The 19,172-nt window shown below is 32.2% G+C and carries 21 protein-coding genes; 13 read left to right on the top strand and 8 right to left on the bottom strand.

The features are described 5' to 3' along the window. Positions 1 to 19 precede the first annotated feature (19 nt). Positions 20 to 481, top strand: coding sequence for a 30S ribosomal protein S15 (locus MEFER_RS06275; protein ID WP_015791779.1), 462 nt, complete (start codon positions 20 to 22; stop codon positions 479 to 481). Between the two features lie 64 nt (positions 482 to 545). On the opposite strand, the gene MEFER_RS06270 is transcribed toward MEFER_RS06275, so the two are convergent. The 6 genes from MEFER_RS06270 to hisS form a co-directional block, all read right to left on the bottom strand. After that, positions 546 to 950 (bottom strand): HTH domain-containing protein, encoded by a 405-nt coding sequence (locus MEFER_RS06270; RefSeq protein WP_015791778.1) that lies wholly within the window; start codon positions 948 to 950, stop codon positions 546 to 548. After that, positions 947 to 1,594: a CBS domain-containing protein gene (locus tag MEFER_RS06265; RefSeq protein ID WP_015791777.1), complete on the bottom strand. Its 648-nt coding sequence runs from the start codon at positions 1,592 to 1,594 to the stop codon at positions 947 to 949. The genes MEFER_RS06270 and MEFER_RS06265 overlap by 4 nt, the downstream gene beginning before the upstream one ends. Before the next feature lie 45 nt (positions 1,595 to 1,639). Then, positions 1,640 to 2,902 carry a homoaconitase large subunit gene (gene hacA, locus MEFER_RS06260; protein WP_015791776.1) on the bottom strand — a complete coding sequence of 421 codons (1,263 nt, stop codon included), beginning with the start codon at positions 2,900 to 2,902 and terminating at the stop codon, positions 1,640 to 1,642. Positions 2,903 to 2,911: 9 nt separating this feature from the next. Then, positions 2,912 to 3,847 (bottom strand): diadenylate cyclase, encoded by a 936-nt coding sequence (gene dacZ, locus MEFER_RS06255; protein WP_015791775.1) that lies wholly within the window; start codon positions 3,845 to 3,847, stop codon positions 2,912 to 2,914. Between the two features lie 247 nt (positions 3,848 to 4,094). Next, the gene (gene cofF / locus MEFER_RS06250) at positions 4,095 to 4,961 is read right to left on the bottom strand and encodes a coenzyme gamma-F420-2:alpha-L-glutamate ligase (protein ID WP_015791774.1); all 867 of its coding nucleotides are present in this window, start codon (positions 4,959 to 4,961) and stop codon (positions 4,095 to 4,097) included. Positions 4,962 to 4,991: 30 nt separating this feature from the next. Further along, complete coding sequence (gene hisS, locus MEFER_RS06245; protein ID WP_015791773.1) at positions 4,992 to 6,233, bottom strand: histidine--tRNA ligase; 1,242 nt, start codon at positions 6,231 to 6,233, stop codon at positions 4,992 to 4,994. Between the two features lie 214 nt (positions 6,234 to 6,447). Between hisS and thsA the strand changes: the two genes are divergently transcribed. The 8 genes from thsA (at position 6,448) to MEFER_RS06205 (ending at position 14,975) form a co-directional block, all read left to right on the top strand. After that, positions 6,448 to 8,076 carry a thermosome subunit alpha gene (thsA, locus tag MEFER_RS06240; RefSeq protein ID WP_015791772.1) on the top strand — a complete coding sequence of 543 codons (1,629 nt, stop codon included), beginning with the start codon at positions 6,448 to 6,450 and terminating at the stop codon, positions 8,074 to 8,076. 168 nt (positions 8,077 to 8,244) lie between these two features. Then, a complete protein-coding gene (locus MEFER_RS06235; protein WP_015791771.1) occupies positions 8,245 to 8,682 on the top strand; it encodes a hypothetical protein in 438 nt (145 codons plus the stop codon). Positions 8,683 to 8,701: 19 nt separating this feature from the next. Continuing rightward, positions 8,702 to 11,758, top strand: coding sequence for a PKD domain-containing protein (locus tag MEFER_RS06230; RefSeq protein ID WP_211204164.1), 3,057 nt, complete (start codon positions 8,702 to 8,704; stop codon positions 11,756 to 11,758). Continuing rightward, complete coding sequence (locus MEFER_RS06225) at positions 11,751 to 11,978, top strand: class III signal peptide domain-containing protein, archaeosortase D/PIP-CTERM system-associated (RefSeq protein ID WP_015791769.1); 228 nt, start codon at positions 11,751 to 11,753, stop codon at positions 11,976 to 11,978. The genes MEFER_RS06230 and MEFER_RS06225 overlap by 8 nt, the downstream gene beginning before the upstream one ends. Continuing rightward, positions 11,968 to 12,447, top strand: coding sequence for an archaeosortase D (gene artD / locus MEFER_RS06220; protein ID WP_015791768.1), 480 nt, complete (start codon positions 11,968 to 11,970; stop codon positions 12,445 to 12,447). The genes MEFER_RS06225 and artD overlap by 11 nt, the downstream gene beginning before the upstream one ends. A gap of 50 nt (positions 12,448 to 12,497) precedes the next feature. Then, entirely contained in the window at positions 12,498 to 13,382 is an 885-nt protein-coding gene (locus MEFER_RS06215; protein ID WP_015791767.1) for a hypothetical protein, read from the top strand. Then, positions 13,379 to 13,909: a hypothetical protein gene (locus MEFER_RS06210; RefSeq protein ID WP_015791766.1), complete on the top strand. Its 531-nt coding sequence runs from the start codon at positions 13,379 to 13,381 to the stop codon at positions 13,907 to 13,909. Before MEFER_RS06215 ends, MEFER_RS06210 begins: the two co-directional genes overlap by 4 nt. Positions 13,910 to 13,922: 13 nt before the next feature. After that, complete coding sequence (locus MEFER_RS06205; protein WP_015791765.1) at positions 13,923 to 14,975, top strand: hypothetical protein; 1,053 nt, start codon at positions 13,923 to 13,925, stop codon at positions 14,973 to 14,975. Here MEFER_RS06205 and MEFER_RS06200 read toward each other — a convergent pair. Continuing rightward, positions 14,972 to 15,898: a methionine synthase gene (locus MEFER_RS06200; RefSeq protein ID WP_015791764.1), complete on the bottom strand. Its 927-nt coding sequence runs from the start codon at positions 15,896 to 15,898 to the stop codon at positions 14,972 to 14,974. The genes MEFER_RS06205 and MEFER_RS06200 overlap by 4 nt on opposite strands. Positions 15,899 to 15,968: 70 nt before the next feature. Between MEFER_RS06200 and MEFER_RS06195 the strand changes: the two genes are divergently transcribed. Next, positions 15,969 to 16,466 (top strand): type II toxin-antitoxin system VapC family toxin, encoded by a 498-nt coding sequence (locus MEFER_RS06195; RefSeq protein WP_015791763.1) that lies wholly within the window; start codon positions 15,969 to 15,971, stop codon positions 16,464 to 16,466. 13 nt (positions 16,467 to 16,479) lie between these two features. On the opposite strand, the gene MEFER_RS06190 is transcribed toward MEFER_RS06195, so the two are convergent. After that, entirely contained in the window at positions 16,480 to 16,803 is a 324-nt protein-coding gene (locus tag MEFER_RS06190) for an Sjogren's syndrome/scleroderma autoantigen 1 family protein (protein ID WP_015791762.1), read from the bottom strand. A 250-nt stretch (positions 16,804 to 17,053) separates the two neighbouring features. On the opposite strand from MEFER_RS06190, the gene MEFER_RS06185 reads away from it, so the two are divergent. From MEFER_RS06185 to MEFER_RS06175, 3 genes are read left to right on the top strand one after another with little or no spacing between them, the layout of a single operon-like run. Next, a complete protein-coding gene (locus MEFER_RS06185; RefSeq protein WP_015791760.1) occupies positions 17,054 to 17,695 on the top strand; it encodes a flagellin in 642 nt (213 codons plus the stop codon). A 50-nt stretch (positions 17,696 to 17,745) separates the two neighbouring features. After that, positions 17,746 to 18,402, top strand: a complete 657-nt coding sequence (locus MEFER_RS06180; protein WP_015791759.1) for a flagellin — start codon at positions 17,746 to 17,748, stop codon at positions 18,400 to 18,402. Positions 18,403 to 18,457: 55 nt separating this feature from the next. Next, positions 18,458 to 19,141, top strand: coding sequence for a flagellin (locus MEFER_RS06175; protein ID WP_015791758.1), 684 nt, complete (start codon positions 18,458 to 18,460; stop codon positions 19,139 to 19,141). Positions 19,142 to 19,172 lie beyond the last annotated feature (31 nt).

The raw sequence follows: 19,172 nt of genomic DNA, 5'->3' as shown, positions 1-19,172 counted from the left end.
GCGACCATCGGGTGATAAAATGGCAAGAATGCACGCAAGAAAAAGAGGTCGCTCCGGTTCAAAGAGACCCGTCAGGAAAGAAGTTCCTGAATGGGTCCAATACACACCGGAGCAAGTAGAGGAGTTAGTAGTAGAGTTAGCTAAGAAAGGTTACCAGTCAGCACAGATTGGTTTAATATTAAGAGATACTTACGGAATTCCAGATGTCAAATTAATTACTGGTAAAAAAATCAGCAAAATAATGAAAGAACATGGCTTGTACCCAAAAGTTCCAGAAGATTTATTGAACTTAATGAGAAGAGCTGTTAATTTAAGAAAACACTTAGAACAGCATCCAAAAGACTTACATTCAAAAAGAGGTTTACAGTTAATTGAATCAAAGATTAGAAGATTGGTTAAATACTACAAGTCAAGAGGAGTCTTACCATCAGATTGGAGATACACACCAGAAACAGCAAGATTATTGGTCGAGCAAGCATAAGGCTAAAAATTCTTTTTTCTTTTCTTTTTTAAAACTTTAAAAAATAAAAAAATAAAAAGTTTTTTTATTCTTCATCTTCTAAAAACCATTTTGGATATCCAACTATTTTATAACCCCCAAATGGTCCTGATTTGCTTTCTATTTTGAATCCAAGAGTTTTTAAATCTTTTATCCTATTATGAACAGCCACTCTACTCTTCCTATCAATGTAATCTTTTAGAAACTCTCCAGATATAAAATCAGAGTTTTTGGCAAATATTTTATTTTTTTCCAATATTTTTCTTGCTTCTTCTTCTCCGAACTTCGTAGATAGTTTATTGTATAAATCATTAACACCAATAAGAATATTCAAAAGAATAAAGTGTCCAATATCCAATTTTACATTATGTTCATAAGCCTTTTTTAAAAATTTCCAGAAATCATAATCTTTCCTTTCTATTATATTTTTTATCTCCTCTTCTATTTTCATTCGACCCCCTTCCTTCTTTTTGCTAATTTTCTTGCCAAAGCTACCATTCCTATTTCAATTAACCCAGCAAAGAAGTTCTCTAATCCACCACAAGCCCATATCGCCTTTCCAAATGTTGTTTTTTTAATCCTATCTTCGTATTCCTTTGGAGTTATATCTTCTCCAGTCATCCTCTTTGTTACTACTGCAGCTGCTTCCATTAACTCTTCCCAAGTTATATCCCCAATATGGCTTTGCAATTCCTTAAATATCTTATACACTGGGATTTCATAAAGCTTAGCTAATGTTTTGACAACATCGCAGTTTCTAACCATTCCAATAACTCTACCATCCCTTGTTAAAACTGGAATGCTCACTACCTTATACTTAACGAATTTTAAAACAACATCTCTTGCCTCATCATCTTCATATACGGTAATAACCTCATCAACAGGTCTCATAAACTCAGTTATTGGCTTTTTGAAATCCTTTTCTGAAATCCCCAACAACTCTAAAGCGGTTATCCAACCAACTAACTTATCTTCTTTATCAACAATTGGTGCTGAGTATCTTTTCTTCTTTTTTAATAGATTTATTGCATCTTCAACAGTTTCATCTAAATATATTTTAGCAAAATTCTTGTCCATTAAATCTCTTACTTTCATAGTATCCCAAAAAAATTTTTTAATTTGCATTAATTATCTATGCACTTAATCTAATTTATTTGTTATGTATCCTTTAACTGCACTTATTGCAGCAACTTTTGGTGAAGCTAAATAAATATAACTGTTTATATGCCCCATTCTTCCCCTAAAGTTTCTATTTGTAGTTGATAAACAAACCTCCCCTTCAGCTAAAACTCCTTGATGAGCTCCTAAGCAGGGGCCACATCCAGGCGTGCAAATCATAGCCCCAGCTTTGATAAATGTCTCAATCAACCCCTCTCTTAACGCTTGCAAAAATACCTTTTTTGACGCTGGGATAACTATTAATTTAACATCTTTATGAACTTTTCCCCCTTTTAGATATTTAGCTGCTTCCCTTAAATCACTCAACCTTCCATTTGTACAGCTTCCAATAAAAACCTGATTTATTTCAGTTCCTTCAACTTCACTAACTGGTTTTACATTGTCTGGGTGATGAGGAACAGCCACTTGCTCCTCCATATCTGTTATGTCAATCTCTATCTCCCTATAATAGTTTGCTTCATCCTTATTTACCGTTATTCTTTCTTTTTTTAGTTCAGCAATTTTTTCATCTGAAAGCCCTCTTTCATTTTTTAAGTAGTTATAGGTTATTTCATCAGCCTCTATAACTCCAGTTTTCCCTCCCATCTCTATTGCCATATTACACAACGTTAATCTTCCATCCATATTCATCCTCTTAACAACTTCTCCACCGTATTCAATAGCCATATAGGTAGCTCCTCTCCTTCCAATCTCTTTACAAACTCTCAAAACAATGTCTTTGGCAGAGATATTTTCATTTTTCCCAACAATGTCAACTCTAATTGTTTTAGGGACTTTAATCCACGCCTCTCCTGTTGCATAAATGTAAGCCATGTCAGTTGCCCCAAAGCCAGTTGCAAAAGCTCCAAAAGCTCCATGTGTACATGTGTGGCTATCCCCTCCAGCTACAAACATGTTTGGTAAAACATAGTTTTCAGCCAATATTTGATGGCAAATTCCTTCTCCACCTTTATGGAAATGTTTGATGTTAAATCTTTTAACAAATTCTAAAACTAATTTTTGCATTTCAGCGGCTTTAACAGTATTTGCTGGAACATTATGGTCAAAGGCAATAACAATTTTTTCATTATCCCAAACCCCATCTCCCATTTCTTTTAAAGCTTTGTAGGTTAAAGGTGTTGTTCCATCGTGTGTCATGGCTAAATCTACTTTAACCTCAATACTATCTCCTGCACAAACCTCATATCCTACTTTTTTTGATAATATCTCCTCTATTAATGTCAATCTATCACCTTAAACAATCACTATATTTGCTCTTGGATCTGTTTCAAAAACAATCTTTCCATCTTTAAATATTCTAACTATCCCACCACTTTGAGATACAGTTACAGCTATTGCATTTGTATTTTTTGTTATTCCTGCAGCAGCAACATGTCTCGCTCCCAAACCTTTTGGTATTTCAATCTCTCCTTTTGTCTCCAAAAATCTACCTGCAGAAACAACTTTTCCATCATCTGTAATTATAAATGCCCCATCTATTGATGAAAGCTCTTTTATAGTTCCTTTTACGTTTTCATCAAATATACTTGCGTTATGTCCAGCAAATGGGTTTAATATTAAAGGTTTTGACATGTTCATAACATTTAACGTATCTCCAATAACAAATATCGTTCCCACTCCCTTTCCTTCTCTCCCCTCTCTTCCAATTTCCATTGCTAATTTCAAAACTTCTTTCAATGTTTTCCTCTGTTTTTCATCTAATGTTTCAAAGAGTTTATATAAGGTTAATTCTTTCACATGGTCTTTTACATTAACAACCATTATTGTATCTAATTTTCCAGGAACTTTTGGTTCTCCAACCACTGCAACAATCCTATGGTTTTCCTTTAATATATCCCTCTTAAGGGCGTGAACAATACCACTACTTATTATCATACACCTATTATCTTCCCTATGCTTGATAAATAAAGGGTAGATGTTTATTTCACCTTCATGGCTAATTTTTTTATACGTTGTTTCGTTTGGGGTGGCAACAATTATTTTTATATCCTTGTGTATCACTTTATCGACTTTATCGAGTATTTTCAATTTTTTTAAATTGTTATCCTTTTTCAATAATGGTTTTAAAAGCTCATAAGATTTTCCAGTTTCAGTAAATATCATAAATGCATCTGCCTTAATGTCATAAGCCAATTCGAGCCCATGCTTTATTATATGCTTGGCAACCATTAACTCACCATGAATCTTTTAGAAGAAACTTTTAGAAAAAGTTTCATCAAAATGGATGCATTAAGGAGGGGCTAAAAGCCCCTCATAATACCTCTTAGATTACAGTGGGGCTGAACGTAGTGAAGCCCGCTCTGAGTATACAATAGGGCAAAGCCCTATGCTGAGGAAGGGCTTTCAGCCCTTCATATGCCTCTTAATTAAAGAATCCCTATGATAAAGAGGACTTAGGTCCACATAATGTCTCTTATTAGGATTTTGCATATTTGACTAAAGCTTCGGCTATCTTTTTATCTGCATTTATTCCTATACTTCTAAAACCTTTAGTTCCTGGAGAGGAGTTGAGCTCTATAACGTAATAGTTGTCTTTTGTTGGTAGTATATCTACGCCTAATATTATAGCGTTAGATAACTCAGCACATTTTAAAGCAAGCTCCTTAAGCTCCTCATCTATATTTAATTTTTCAACGGCATTTCCTAAATAAAGGTTTGTCCTAAAATCTTTACTAACTCTCCTATATCCCCCTACAACTTCTCCATCAACAACCAATATTCTCATATCCTTATATAAGCCATTCTCTTTAAAATCAACGAATTCTTGAATTAGCTTCCCTTCCCAGATAGCATTTTTTGTAAGTTCCTTTAATTCATCATGATTTTTTGCCATAAACACCTTTAAACCACACTTTGAGAAAGAATTTTTCACAACCACTGGAAAACTTAGATTGTATTTTTCAATAAATTTGACTGCATCCTCATAATCCCTAATTAAAGCTGTTTTTGGGACATTTATTTTATTTTTTGTAAGTAATTTTATACATTTAAATTTGTCTGATGTGAGGTAGAGAGTTTTAATTGGATTAACAAATTTAAAGCCCTCAATCTCCAATGCATTTATAAACTGCCAAGAGTAGAGCGTTAGTCTATCAAAATAATCCCCTATACCACATCTTGAATGAATTAAATCCGTATCTAATTTGAAATCATGAGTCATTAATGTTTCTGGATTTGATAGTAAAAATATATCGCACTCAGCCCCTAATTTTTCAATCTCATGTTTTAAGCTCCATACACTGCAACTCTTTCCTTCTGGGGATAAGATTGTTATCTTCACCATAAAAATCCCGAGAAAAAATTATAAATTTAATTAGAGGTTTGCCAACTCATCTATTTTAACCAATCTCTGCTCACCTGTAATCATATCCTTTAAAGTTACCTTTCCTTCATTAAGCTCCTTCTCTCCAACAATAATTACCTTCTTAAATCCTCTTGAATTTGCATAATCTAAAGCTTTTCTTAACTTCCTACCCATAATTTCAAATTCTACAATTTTTCCAGATTTTCTTAACTTATCAGCTATAATTAATGATTTTTTAATCAATTCCTTATCTTTTTTTACTGGAATAACTAAGATGGTTTCTTCCTCAATCTCTAAATCGTCGATATTCATCATAATTCTATCAAACCCGTAAGCAAAACCTACAGCTGGTGTGGGCTCTCCTCCAAATGTCTCAATTAAGTTATCATATCTTCCTCCACCGCATATTTGCTTAGCTCCTTTTTTCCCATATATCTCAAATACCATTCCCGTGTAGTAATCTAAACCCCTCGCAATTCCAAGATTTATTGTATATTTGTCATGAATAACAAACTCCAAAATTTCCTCTAAATTATTTATTGCCTCTATTGATTTTGGAAAGTCCTTTAATATCTCTCTTAACTCATCCAAAACTTCCCTACCTCCTTTAAACTTTAATATTTCAAATATTAACTCCTTTTTTTCCTCTCCCAATATTTGAGTTAAATAAGCTTCCAAATTATCGTAATCCTCTTTATCTATTAACCTTCTTATTTTAACCTCCTCTTCCTCACTAACATTAAATTTCTCTAAAACACCTTTTAAAACTCCCAAATGACCTATATGGACGTCAAAATCTAAATTAATATTTATTAGACCATCCATTGCTAAGTTTAATACCTCAGCATCCGCTATTGGGTTTTCACATCCTATTAACTCACAACCCATCTGCCAAAACTCCCTAAATCTCCCTGCCTGAGGTCTTTCATACCTAAAGCAGTTGGCAAAATAATACAATCTCAACGGCTTCTGTAAATTCTTCAATTCGTTTAAATAGAATCTAACTACTGGGGATGTCATTTCAGGCCTTAAAGCCATCTCTCTCCCGCCATGATCTTTAAAGACATACAACTGCTTTCTAATTTCTTCTCCTGTTTTTTTAGCTATTAATTCAAAGCTTTCAAAGGTTGGTGTTAATATCTCCTTATACCCATATCTTTCAAAAACTTCTCTCAACTTATTTTCAATAAACCTCCTTTTCTTCATCTCTTCTGGTAAAAAATCCCTCGTCCCTCTCGGTTTTTGAAACATCACTATCATCCTTACAAATTTGTTAAATTATTTTGTTAATTAAATGTGCCCATATCTTATAAATCTTTGTTTGCGAGATATTTATTTAATCTCAAAAATATTTTTATATTCGCTTATATTGCTGTTGAATTAACCCTGCACAAAACCAAAAAGTTTATATAGAATTCCATTAACATATACATACCGAATAAGGTAACAACCCGAGGTGATTAGAATGGCAATGGCAGGTACACCAATAGTAGTCTTACCACAAAATGTTAAGAGATACGTTGGAAGAGATGCTCAAAGAATGAACATCTTAGCAGGTAGAATTATCGCTGAGACAGTCAGAACAACATTAGGTCCAAAAGGAATGGACAAAATGTTAGTTGATGAATTAGGAGACATTGTTGTTACAAACGATGGGGTTACAATATTAAAAGAAATGAGTGTTGAGCATCCCGCTGCTAAGATGTTAATAGAAGTTGCTAAAACTCAAGAGAAAGAAGTTGGGGACGGTACAACAACAGCAGTAGTTATTGCTGGAGAGTTGTTAAGAAAAGCTGAAGAGTTGTTAGATCAAAACATCCACCCATCAGTTATAATTAACGGTTACGAATTAGCAAGAAACAAGGCAATTGAAGAATTAAAAACAATAGCTAAAGAAATTAAACCAGAAAATACAGAAATGTTAAAGAAAATTGCAATGACATCAATTACCGGTAAAGGAGCAGAGAAAGCAAGAGAACAGTTAGCTGAAATTGTTGTTGAGGCAGTTAGAGCTGTTGTCGATGAAGAAACTGGAAAAGTTGATAAGGACTTAATTAAAGTTGAGAAGAAGGAAGGAGCTCCAATTGAAGAAACAACCTTAATTAGAGGGGTTGTTGTAGACAAGGAGAGAGTCAACCCACAAATGCCAAAGAAAGTTGAAAATGCTAAAATTGCATTATTAAACTGCCCAATTGAAGTTAAAGAAACTGAAACTGATGCAGAAATAAGAATTACTGACCCAACTAAGTTAATGGAGTTCATTGAGCAAGAAGAAAAAATGATTAAAGATATGGTTGAGAAGATAGCTGCCACAGGAGCTAACGTTGTATTCTGCCAAAAAGGAATTGATGACTTAGCTCAGCACTACTTAGCTAAGAAAGGAATCTTAGCAGTAAGAAGAGTTAAGAAATCAGACATGGAGAAATTAGCTAAGGCAACAGGAGCAAAAATCATCACAAACATTGACGACTTAACACCAGAAGACTTAGGAGAGGCAGGATTAGTTGAAGAGAGAAAAGTTGCTGGAGATGCAATGATATTCGTCGAACAGTGCAAGCATCCAAAGGCAGTAACAATCTTAGCAAGAGGTTCAACAGAGCACGTTGTTGAAGAAGTTGCAAGAGCAATTGATGATGCAATTGGAGTTGTTAAGTGTGCATTAGAAGAAGGTAAGATTGTTGCTGGTGGGGGAGCTACTGAAATAGAATTAGCTAAGAGATTAAGAAAATTCGCTGAAACAGTTGCTGGAAGAGAGCAGTTAGCAGTTAGAGCATTCGCTGATGCATTAGAAGTCATTCCAAGAACATTAGCTGAGAACTCAGGATTAGACCCAATTGACATGCTCGTTAAGTTAAGAGCTGCTCACGAGAAAGAAGGCGGAGAAGTTTGTGGATTAGACGTCTTCGAAGGAGAAGTTGTCAACATGTTAGAAAAAGGAGTTGTTGAACCATTGAAAGTTAAAACACAAGCAATTGACTCAGCTACAGAAGCATCAGTCATGCTCTTAAGAATTGATGACGTCATAGCTGCTGAGAAAGTTAAGGGAGATGAGAAAGGAGGAGAAGGAGGGGACATGGGAGGTGATGAATTTTAACTCCTCTGAATAAATAACTTCTTTTTAATATTTCAAATTTATTTTTTATTTAATTAATATTTATGAATTTAAATAAATAGATTAATTAATATTATTTTATTGTTAATTTTTATATATCAATTTGACCAAAAAATTATATTATAACACTAAATTTAGTGGGGTTTAAATATGTTCAAAACAGAAAAAGGACAGATATCATTAGATTTCATACTTGCAATGATGTTTTTAATGTTAGTTTCTCTATTTTTATATAATGTGGAGCTTAAATTTTCAAATAGCACAACAGATGCTTTAATTGTGGATAGGATGCACAGTATAGCAGATACATTTGAAAACTACGCAATCCTTGCTTATACAACTAATAAAACAATATTTTATATATTAAAACCTATAGGTTCTATTGATTATGAAATAACAATTTCAAATAAAAAAATTAATGTCTATGGTGACACAGTCGTAACATTCACTCCCAATGAAAATGGAGTTACAATTGGAGGGTATGTGAGCCCTTCAAATGTAGACATAGGGAATAATATAGTCATAACTACAAATATAAATGGAAGAACGGTTTATGTCTCAAAAAAAATAGAAGTAAATGTTAGCTAATCAATATTATGGTGAGATTATGCATATCAAATCTTTAATAATTCTATTATTTAGTTTATTTTTAGCATTAACATTATCAAACGGATATATAATCCAAATTCATCCGAACACTATGAATATAACGAACAGTTCTGGAGACTCAAATACTAATCCCTACATTATCACATATAATGTAAATGATACAATAAGATTTGAAGCTTTAGCCCCCGATTCTATAGCTAATGAGACCTTAGAGAATGGTGCTATAAAATGGGATTTTGGAGATTTAACTGAAACTGATTATGGAAATTACAGGGAAATAACACATGTTTATGAATTTCCCTTCCCTTACCCAGTAGCTTGGTGTGGCTATTTGAATAATACAGGATATTCAAAATCATTAACTTATAACTGGCTTGTTGTTGGGGATGTGCAGACAACCAAATATATATTTAATGGCAGCCCGTCAAACTCAAAAACAAGCTGGGACATCTATTACAATAGTGTAAACAACACTGTTATTGTAAAATATTACTCAGAAAATACCATAAACATGAAATTTATTGGACTAGATGTAGATACTGAGAAGGTAACAGTAAATGCTAATAAAAATGAGATTGTTGAAGGAGATATCGTTAAATTTAATTATTCAGTTAGTAGGCATATTATATTTAATGTTTGGAGTTTTGGAGATGGAACATTTTCATTTGAAAAATCTCCTATCCACGTATATGACAGACCTGGAATATATTATCCAAGGGTTCTGGTTGTTGATTATTTTGGTAGAGTAATGGTCGGCTATTTGGATGAAGGAATTAAAGTAAAAAGACAGAGAGGAGGTTATATTTACTGGGTTACTGGACCAAGCCATTATAATGGAGAGGCTTATACTTATGTATATAATAGTTCTGGAAACGATAACGACAATAGAGGAAATGCATATACTGACCCTTATAAAGTAACATACCGGGTTGATGATAGTATTAAGTTTGAAATGTCAGGAGCTTGGGGATTATATTGGAAGTGGGATTTTGGTGATGGAACAGAAACTTACTATACATATAAAGATTATTTTACTCCTGCATACCATAGATATAAATTCCCATTTATGTGGCCATTTTTCTGGATGAGTTATGGGTCAGGTAGTTGGTGGAAGTCAGATACTCTCAACTTTATAGTTGTGGATGATGTGGGAAATACAAGATATAATTTTTATCCATCAGTATCCCATGACAAAACATCTTATGATTACGAATATATTAAAGAAAATCATACTGTTAATTTGTATTATTATTCAGATGTAGTTTCAACACCAAAATTGAATGTAAAGCTAAAAGATGGCTATTATATTGATATAACAGCAACTGCTACTCCAACAGAAGTTAATGTAAATGAAAATGTTGAATTTGACTGCTCACCTTATGGAAATCCAATATTCATAATGTGGTGTTTTGGAGATGGAACATTTTCATTTGAAAAATCTCCTACACATAGATATTCCTCAAGGGGTTTGTATTATCCTCATGTATTTGTTATAGATGAAAATGGGAATATAGAAGTTGGAATTCCTCCACCAATTGGAGTTGGGGGTTATAGTAGTTATCCTCAAATTTATGCCTCTCCTACATTGGCTCCTACAAACTATCCAATTAACATAACAATAATGGAACCTGCATCTTGGGCAAGGTTACGGCATTATATATATTTTGGAGATGGCAGTAGTATTTGGATAAGGCCTAAAACTTCACCATATTCATTCAATCATACATATACTTCAGAAGGGGTTTATCCAATCTATATGAAAGTATATACCGCAAAAAATATGAAAACAGTTTATATAATTGACAACAAAAATCCAATAGCTAAACTCTATATTTATCCAAATCCTGCAAGCTATAAGGATACAATATTTTTCAATCCATTAAATACCTACGACCCAGATGCTAGTAGGAATATTCCTGAATATAATTCCTATGGTAATATAATAGGCAACTATACTATACCTCCAAGTTCACCAATGGCAAAAATCTATGGATTCAACTTAACGGTTTATAATTCTTCTGGAGCTCTTGTTTGGAATTATTCATCAAATGAGTTAAAAACAGTATCACATAAATTTAACATTGGCAATTATACTACAATACTGACTGTTTGGGATGGAATGGGCGATAAAAATTCCATTGAAGTTAACTTTGAAGTTAGAAACTCTCTCCCTACTGCTGAATTCATGTATTCTCCAAAACATCCAAAAGTTAATGAGGAGGTTATATTTAATGCGTTATCTTCTTACGATCCAGAAGGGGCTATTAAATTATACAGATGGGATTTTGGAGATGGAGAAGTTATAGAAACTACCGATCCAATAGTAACTCATGTGTATAAGGAAGAGGGTGTTTATAACGTGAGTCTTACAGTTTACGATGAATTAAATGCATCATCCATAATGTCAAAAACAATAACCGTATATTACATTAAAGCAGATTTTGAAGGCCCTTCTATGGTCGTAGTTGATCAAAATATAAATTTTGTAGATAGATCAATATCCAATCCTGGAAATATAGTTAAATGGCTGTGGAACTTTGGAGATGGAACGACATCAACACAAAAAAATCCATTGCATAAATACACAAAAGAAGGAATATATGTTGTAAAATTAATTGTTTGGAATAATATAGGTTTGAAAGATTCCATATCAAAAATAGTATTGGTTAAGGGAGAAGGAAACTATCCTCCAATAGCAAAATTTAATTTTACAATAAATGGGACTATGGTATATTTCGATGCTTCGGAATCCTACGACATTGATGGAAAAATTGTAAAATATATATGGGACTTTGGAGATGGAACAATTATTTCTGTAAATGGAACTTATGAACATCCGCCCAATCCAAAAACCAGCCACATCTATACTAAAAAAGGTGTATATACTGCAAGATTAACTGTTGTGGATGATGATGGATACAGTGACTCAACAGTAAGATTTGTCTCAATTGGTGAAAATAAAAAAAGTATTCCAATTCCAATACCAATTAAAATCTTAATGTTTATAACCACTGTAATAATTATTATTCAAATATCAAGGTGGAAACATGTTTAAAAAAATATTTTCAAATAAAGGTCAGATTAGCTTAGAATTTGCTTTGTTATTAGCTGGTATTATCGCTACAGCTTCAATAGTTGGATTTTATTATTTGAAAACTGTAAAAACATCATCAACAACTGCCAAAGAAATTAGTGTTTCTGGAGAAATTGCTACCAACAATAAAGTCATGCAACAAGTAGATAAGGTAAAAGAGGTTACCGCAAATGGAAAATAAAAGATATTTGATAAATTTCCTTATTTTATTACCTTTAATCTATCTTTTTTTAAAAATTTTTGAATTTGAAATATCCAGATATTTAGCAGTGATTGTAGGACTTATTTTGAATGCCTATTATTTTGATAATATCATAATCTATAACAAAACGTTATTTTCTATAATTCCAGCATGCACATGCTCCTTTGAAATGTCTTTGTTTTTAGCTTATGTATTTGCTACGCCAAAGACTCCAATGAAATATAAACTAATATATTCAAGTTTTGGAATATTGGTAATAAATCTCATAAATATATTGAGGATAATCCTTATCCTAAAAAATGCACATCTAACAAACTATTCCCTCATACATGATATGATAAGTTTTATTATCTTTCCTACTGTTTTAATTTTAAATATCATCTGGGTAAGAATATTAATAAAAGTAGGAATCGTAAAAAATATCAAAATTAACTTAATAGATAAATAATAATAAACCTAAAAGAAATATAAATTTATAAATTACAAACATGTGATATTATGTTAAAAAAGCTCAAATCAAATAAAGGTTATGTATTCACTTATGAGGCGGTTATAATTGCTTTTATTTTTATGGGCATTTTTTATTTGGGATATACAACTTACAATTACAATATATTGGCATCTTTAGAAGAAAAGAAAGATACTGAAAAATTTCATAAGATATTGTTGTTGAAAGATTTATTTTTGAAAAAATACGATTTCCCTGGGAGCTATAACGAAGATTACATTGAAAACTTCACCAATAAAATAAAATTAAATGAGAAAATATTTGATCCATGTAATAATTTTACTGAGGAGTTAAATGGATTTTATTTTATAACCCTCCCCAATGAATACGATGAAACGTTAGATGAAGTCGCCTCAGGGAATAATAACTTTAATCTAAATAGAATAGAATTTAATTTCAGTAATGAAGAATATTTCTCGGTATACTCAAACGTTGTAACAGATTTTACATTGCCAAATTCCTCAGGTGGTTATAGTACCTTAGTTTACTTTAATGAAAACCTCTATATTCCAAAAATTACTGGAGTTACAAAAAATACAACAGAAGTAAAAGTTTATGGGTGTAATGGGGACCATATATACTTTGAAGTAGATAAAAAGATTATAAACGCTTCTGCAAGGATTATCTCCAATAATGAAGAGCTTAGTTTTAATGTAACATTCACCGTGAATGGGCAAATATACAAAAAAGAATTAAACTCAACATCTAAAGATATTGGAATAACTCCTAATTTAAAGAAAGGAATAAATGAAATTAGGATATTGAGCTTAAATACCACTTATCCCGTGGAATTCACAATAGAAACTAACGATAGTGCTAACTTTTACTATCTAACATTATCTCCGAGAAATGTCACCATATTGGTGGGATCATGATTAACACTATAGATTTAGTTATTGGAACTGCAATTTTACTCATTGGAATGGCTTATTGGACAGTTTCTGTTGTTGAACATAATAACAACTACGTTGATGCCATAAAAACCGATTATATTTTTGATAAAGGCCTAGCAACAATGGAACATCTATCTGAAGATGGAACTTTAGAAAACACTGTTCTTTTGTATTATTTTAATAGAACTGATGAAGCTAAGAAACTTTTAGAGGATAGAATTCCATTAAAGCATTATGAATTGTATATTGATGAAAATTTGCTGATTAACAAAAGTGGGAGTTATAATAACACCGTTGAAGTTTTAGTAATATTAACGTTAAACAGAAAAGAAGGTTGGTATGTAATTTATGGAGATGAAAACAGCATAGACATCTCAGATAAGAGATTTTTGGATTGGAATGAGGCATATAACTGTCAAGATTATAAACAATATAAAATTCACTTGCCGGTTTATTTATCAAGAAACATAACCTCATCAAAAGTTAAATTACGAGTATTTGGAAACTAAAGAGGGATTATTTATGTATTTCTCACAAAATGCAATAATATTGGTTTTGCTAATGTTCGTTATCTCAGCTGTATTTTATTCAACTATTGAATACAAAATAAAGGCTGTAGAGGATGAGATAACAATAAAAAAAGCAGATTTAAATTATGATAATATGGTAAATACCTTAGAAAGAAATATCGATAAAATTGTTAATGATGCATTTGTAAATGCAAGCTACAAGATAATGAATGAAAGAAAATTTTTTGATAATTCAGAGGATGCCTTAACATACATAACAGAATATATTAAAAATGAAGCTAGCAACTCCTTAAACTATCTAAAAGGAAATGAAAACATCTCATATAGCATAAGTTCCGTAAATATTCGTTCAACAGCAGAACCCGAAGTTGTTAATGTTAGACTTACAGCATACATTGAGTATAAAAAGAAATTAAACAATGGAGAATTATGGGCTTCAAGAACCTTAAATATAAATAAAAATGTGAAATTATCAAGAATTCCAGACCCATACGTTTATTTAAATGAATTCTACTACACTTGGGGTTATTATAGGATTATAACTGTAACTGATCTCCCAAATGTTGGTGACAATATACATTGTATAATACAGCTAGACAGCACAAATTTTGATTATAGTCACATGCACAATCCTTCATCACCAGTAGAAATTAGGATTATTGGAAATGATTACGTCCTTTTGCCCTATAAGGTACTAATGTGGAGAAATGGAAGTGATGAAAAATCATTGATTTTGGTAGAATGCAATAAAGGTCAACTACTCAATAACAACCAAATGCTCCTATTATATAATTCAACAACAACAATTGATAGGCAAAATGAGTCGATTGTTAATATAGGTGATATATATAATACCACCATTAGTGAAGAATATGCTAATCCAGACTACAAAGAGAAAAAATCAAAAAATCTAATGTACTATGGGGAAGAAGGAAAATACATATTTGTTAATAACGGCTCTTACTCCATAATTGGCTTATACACAAATAAAACAGATAGTAGTTGGGGTTCGGTAGGATATAAACCATTAATAGAAGAAAATTAAATTTTTATTAATTTAGTTGCCTCAACCATATTTTTTAATTTATTAAAAGCTACATCTATTGGCAACAACCTCATACCACAATCAGGATCTATTAGAATATTTTCAGATAAGTTTTTATTCAGCTTTTCATTATTTTTTAATATCTCAAATCCCTCTTCTATCAAGCTCTTTATTTCATCAACACTTTCAACACTTTTAACTTTTGTATTTACGCATCCAAACCCAACTTTCTTTTCTATACATTCCAAAATATCCAAATTTTTCCTATTTGAAGCAAATTCATGGTCTAAAATATCTACATTAAATTTATTTAGCTCATCAATAATGTTATAAACGTTTCCACATACATGCATTGCAAAAGTAACATCTAAACCTTTAACAATAATGTCTATAGCCTTTCTTGCTACATCAAAATCATACAAGCCAGTTGATAAAATTGGTTCATCAATCTGTATTATTGGAACGTGATTTTTTAATGCCTCAACCTCCCTCCTAAGTGCTTTGGCAATATCGTAAATTAATTTTTCATCCTTATTATCTGAATAATATCCCTCAACCCTAACAGATGAAGCAATTGTGCAAGGTCCTGTAATAATTCCTTTAACTTCAACATTAGGATTTAATTTTTTAGCCATATTTTTAGCATATAAAATATCTTTAACTGTTATTGGCTTTATAAACTCTACTCTACCAATTACTCTCTTTCCTTCAAATCCATACATATTGTTTGTAAAAATCTCAACCATATCTCCCCTAACCTGCCCATCACTTATAATATCAACTCCAGCTTTAATTTGATCTTTAACAGCTCTTTCAATGGCGTATTTATGTTCGTCATAAACTCCCAATGTTTTTTTTATTTTATCTAAGAAAGTTTCTTCTTTTTTAACTACTGGATAGCTACCAACAACTGTTGTTATCATAAACTTCACCCATAAGGTTTATTCTTTAATTTATTTAAACCAGTTATTATTTAACAATTAGTGTGAGATTATGAACATTAAGGTGTTGGATGCTTCAGCAATTATTCACGGCTATAATCCAGTTATAGAGGAGGGAGAGCATTACACAACCCCAGAAGTTTTAGAAGAGATAGTGTCAAAAAAAATTATTGTTGAGCAGGCATTGAATTTTGGAAAATTGAAGATAATGAGCCCAAGTAAAGAATCTATAAAAAAGGTTGAGGAAGTTGTTAAAAAAACTGGAGATAATCTATCTAAACAAGATATTGGTGTGTTAGCGTTAGCTTTGGATTTAAACGCTATACTATACACTGACGATTACGGTATTCAAAATGTTGCTAAAAAATTAAACATTGAAGTTAAAGGAATAGCTTTCAAACCAACAGATAAAGATTTTATTTGGAGGAAAGTTTGTGAGGGTTGTAAAAAACTATATCCAGCGGATTATGAAGGAGATATATGCGAAATTTGTGGAAGGCCTTTAAAGAGAAAAATGGTTAAATCAAGATTAAAGAAGAGAAGGAAATAACGAAATAAGATTTTTATTCTTTTATCTTCTTTTTGATTTTGATTAATATATATAAAGCTTCGCCTATTTCTTTGATTCTGCCAACTTCATCTTCATCTTTTAGTTTATTCACTAAATAATTTATTTTCTCATTTAAAACACCATCAACATTTAAATTTAATTCATCTTCAGCATATTTTTCACTTTCAGAATCAATTTCAAATTTTTTACATATTGGACAGTAAATTTCCCCATTTTTTTCAAATAATGGACAACCACATTTTTTACAGTGAGTTGAAAGCATTCTTGCCCCATTTAACAATTCATTAGATAGAGTTTTTAATATTTCATCATCCATGATTTCACCAAATTATTTTTAATAATACATAATACTACGTTAATCAATTATTTAAAATTCGACTATTGTCCACCTACCTACATAAATTACTACATAAACACCGATAAAACCGAATGCACAATGTATTACGCAAAAAAAATATATTTTAAGAAAATTACAGTATATATCGGAGTGGATTGGAGGTTGTATAGGGGAAATTGTGTTGGGGCATATTGTAACAATATAGAGTTAACATATTAGGTGATACGATATGAAACTTCTCGAGTTCTTGAAGGGTAAGAAAGGGGCTACAGGTATAGGAACCTTAATAGTCTTCATAGCTATGGTCTTAGTCGCTGCAGTTGCAGCAGCAGTCTTAATTAACACAAGTGGGTTCTTGCAACAAAAAGCAATGGCTACAGGTAAGGAAAGCACTGAGCAAGTAGCAAGTGGATTAATGTGCATGGGAGTAACAGGACACTATGATGGAAGTAACGGTATTGACAAACTTGCTATCTACATAGCTCCAAACGCTGGAAGTGCTCCAATTGATTTAAAGCAGGCAAAATTGTTCTTAATCTATGATGGAGAATCACATGTTTTAAACTACAGTACAGCTACAACTGAGACATTGGGAGCAACTGACATATTCAGTGTAGGTAATTGGAGTTCAGCAGACAGTTCTTCATATGTTGTAGGAGTTATCCAAGACGCTGACGGTTCATTATCAAATGGAGTTATTAACAAGGGAGATATCGCTGTCTTATTAGTTGATGTAAGCCAAGTATTTGGTAATCCAATACCTACAAGAAAAGAAGTTTCAGGACAATATCAGCCAGAATTCGGAGCTCCAGCTGTTATACAGTTCACCACACCAGCCGCATACACACAAAAAGTTATCGAATTACAATAAGCATTCCGATTTAATTAACCCAACCAAAATAAACTATTTAGGTGATACAAATGAAACTTCTCGAGTTCTTGAAGGGTAAGAAAGGGGCTACAGGTATAGGAACCTTAATAGTCTTCATAGCTATGGTCTTAGTCGCTGCAGTTGCAGCAGCAGTCTTAATTAACACAAGTGGGTTCTTGCAACAAAAAGCAATGGCTACAGGTAAGGAAAGTACAGAACAAGTAGCAAGTGGTTTATCAACACTTCAGGTAATCGGAATACACAACAACTCCACTGTTAATTACTTAGCAATCTACATAACTCCAAACGCTGGAAGTGCTCCAATTGATTTAAATCAAACTAAGATATTAATTACAGATGGTAATAAGAAAGCTGTATTGAAATATAAAGGAGCTGCAGCTTGGAACGACTTAGATAACGGAGGAGAAGTTACCAATACATCATTACCAGCATGGAATTTAAGTTCTGGAGAATTTGGAATAATTGTCTTACAAGATGCAGATGATTCATGTAAGAATATAACACCTGTAATTAACAAAGGAGATATCGTTGCTTTAACAATAAATGCTTCAAAGATAAGTCTTGACTTGAAACCAAGAACAACAGTAACTGGTTCAGTAGTTCCAGAGTTTGGTGCTCCAGCTGTTATTGAATTCACAACACCTGCAACATACTTAGGAGATCAGGAAGTAATACAGCTACAATAAGCCCAATATTAATTTTTTTTAATTTTAAAGTTATTTTAAATTGAGGTGGCCATATATGTTGTTGAAATATATTAAAAGCCGTCGAGGGGCAGTTGGTATAGGTACGCTTATCATTTTCATCGCTTTAGTATTAGTCGCTGCAGTTGCAGCGGCAGTCATTATAAACACGGCAGCCAACCTCCAGCACAAGGCTGCAAGGGTAGGTCAAGAAACTACTAAACAAGTGGCAAGCGGACTCCAAGTAATTAAAGTTGTAGGATATGCCCCAAATACATCTACAATAGAGGATTTGGTTATATTTGTATCCCCAAATGTTGGAGATGAAGTTGATTTATCATCAACAATAGTTGTGATATCAAATGGAAATAAAAAGGCATCTTTAGTATATTCTGGATTACTGGCAGATTGTGGAAATAATGGAACTAAAGATATATTTGGAACAGATAATTCCAACTTAAACACTTTCTGGAACGATTTAACAACCGCTCAGTCAAATAACAATGTATCATTTGGTGTAATTGTGTTACAGGATGCAGATGGTTCAGCAAGTAATGTTGAGCATCCAACCATAAACTTTGGGGATAAAGTAGCAATTGCAATTAATTTAAGTGCAATAGAAATGCCAATATCCCCAAGAGACAAGGTTTATGGAGAAGTTATTCCAGAATATGGAGCTTCAGGTATTATTGAGTTTATAGCTCCATCAGTATTTACTGAAAATGTCGTGCCACTTCAATAATTGGTCCAATAAATTTTTTTAAACACTTGGG

Origin of the sequence: Methanocaldococcus fervens AG86, assembly GCF_000023985.1 — an archaeon.
GTDB lineage: Archaea > AGJL01 > Methanococci > Methanococcales > Methanocaldococcaceae > Methanocaldococcus > Methanocaldococcus fervens.
The sequence above is the reverse complement of the archived record's forward strand: the minus strand, read 5'-3'. Positions and strand labels throughout refer to the sequence as shown.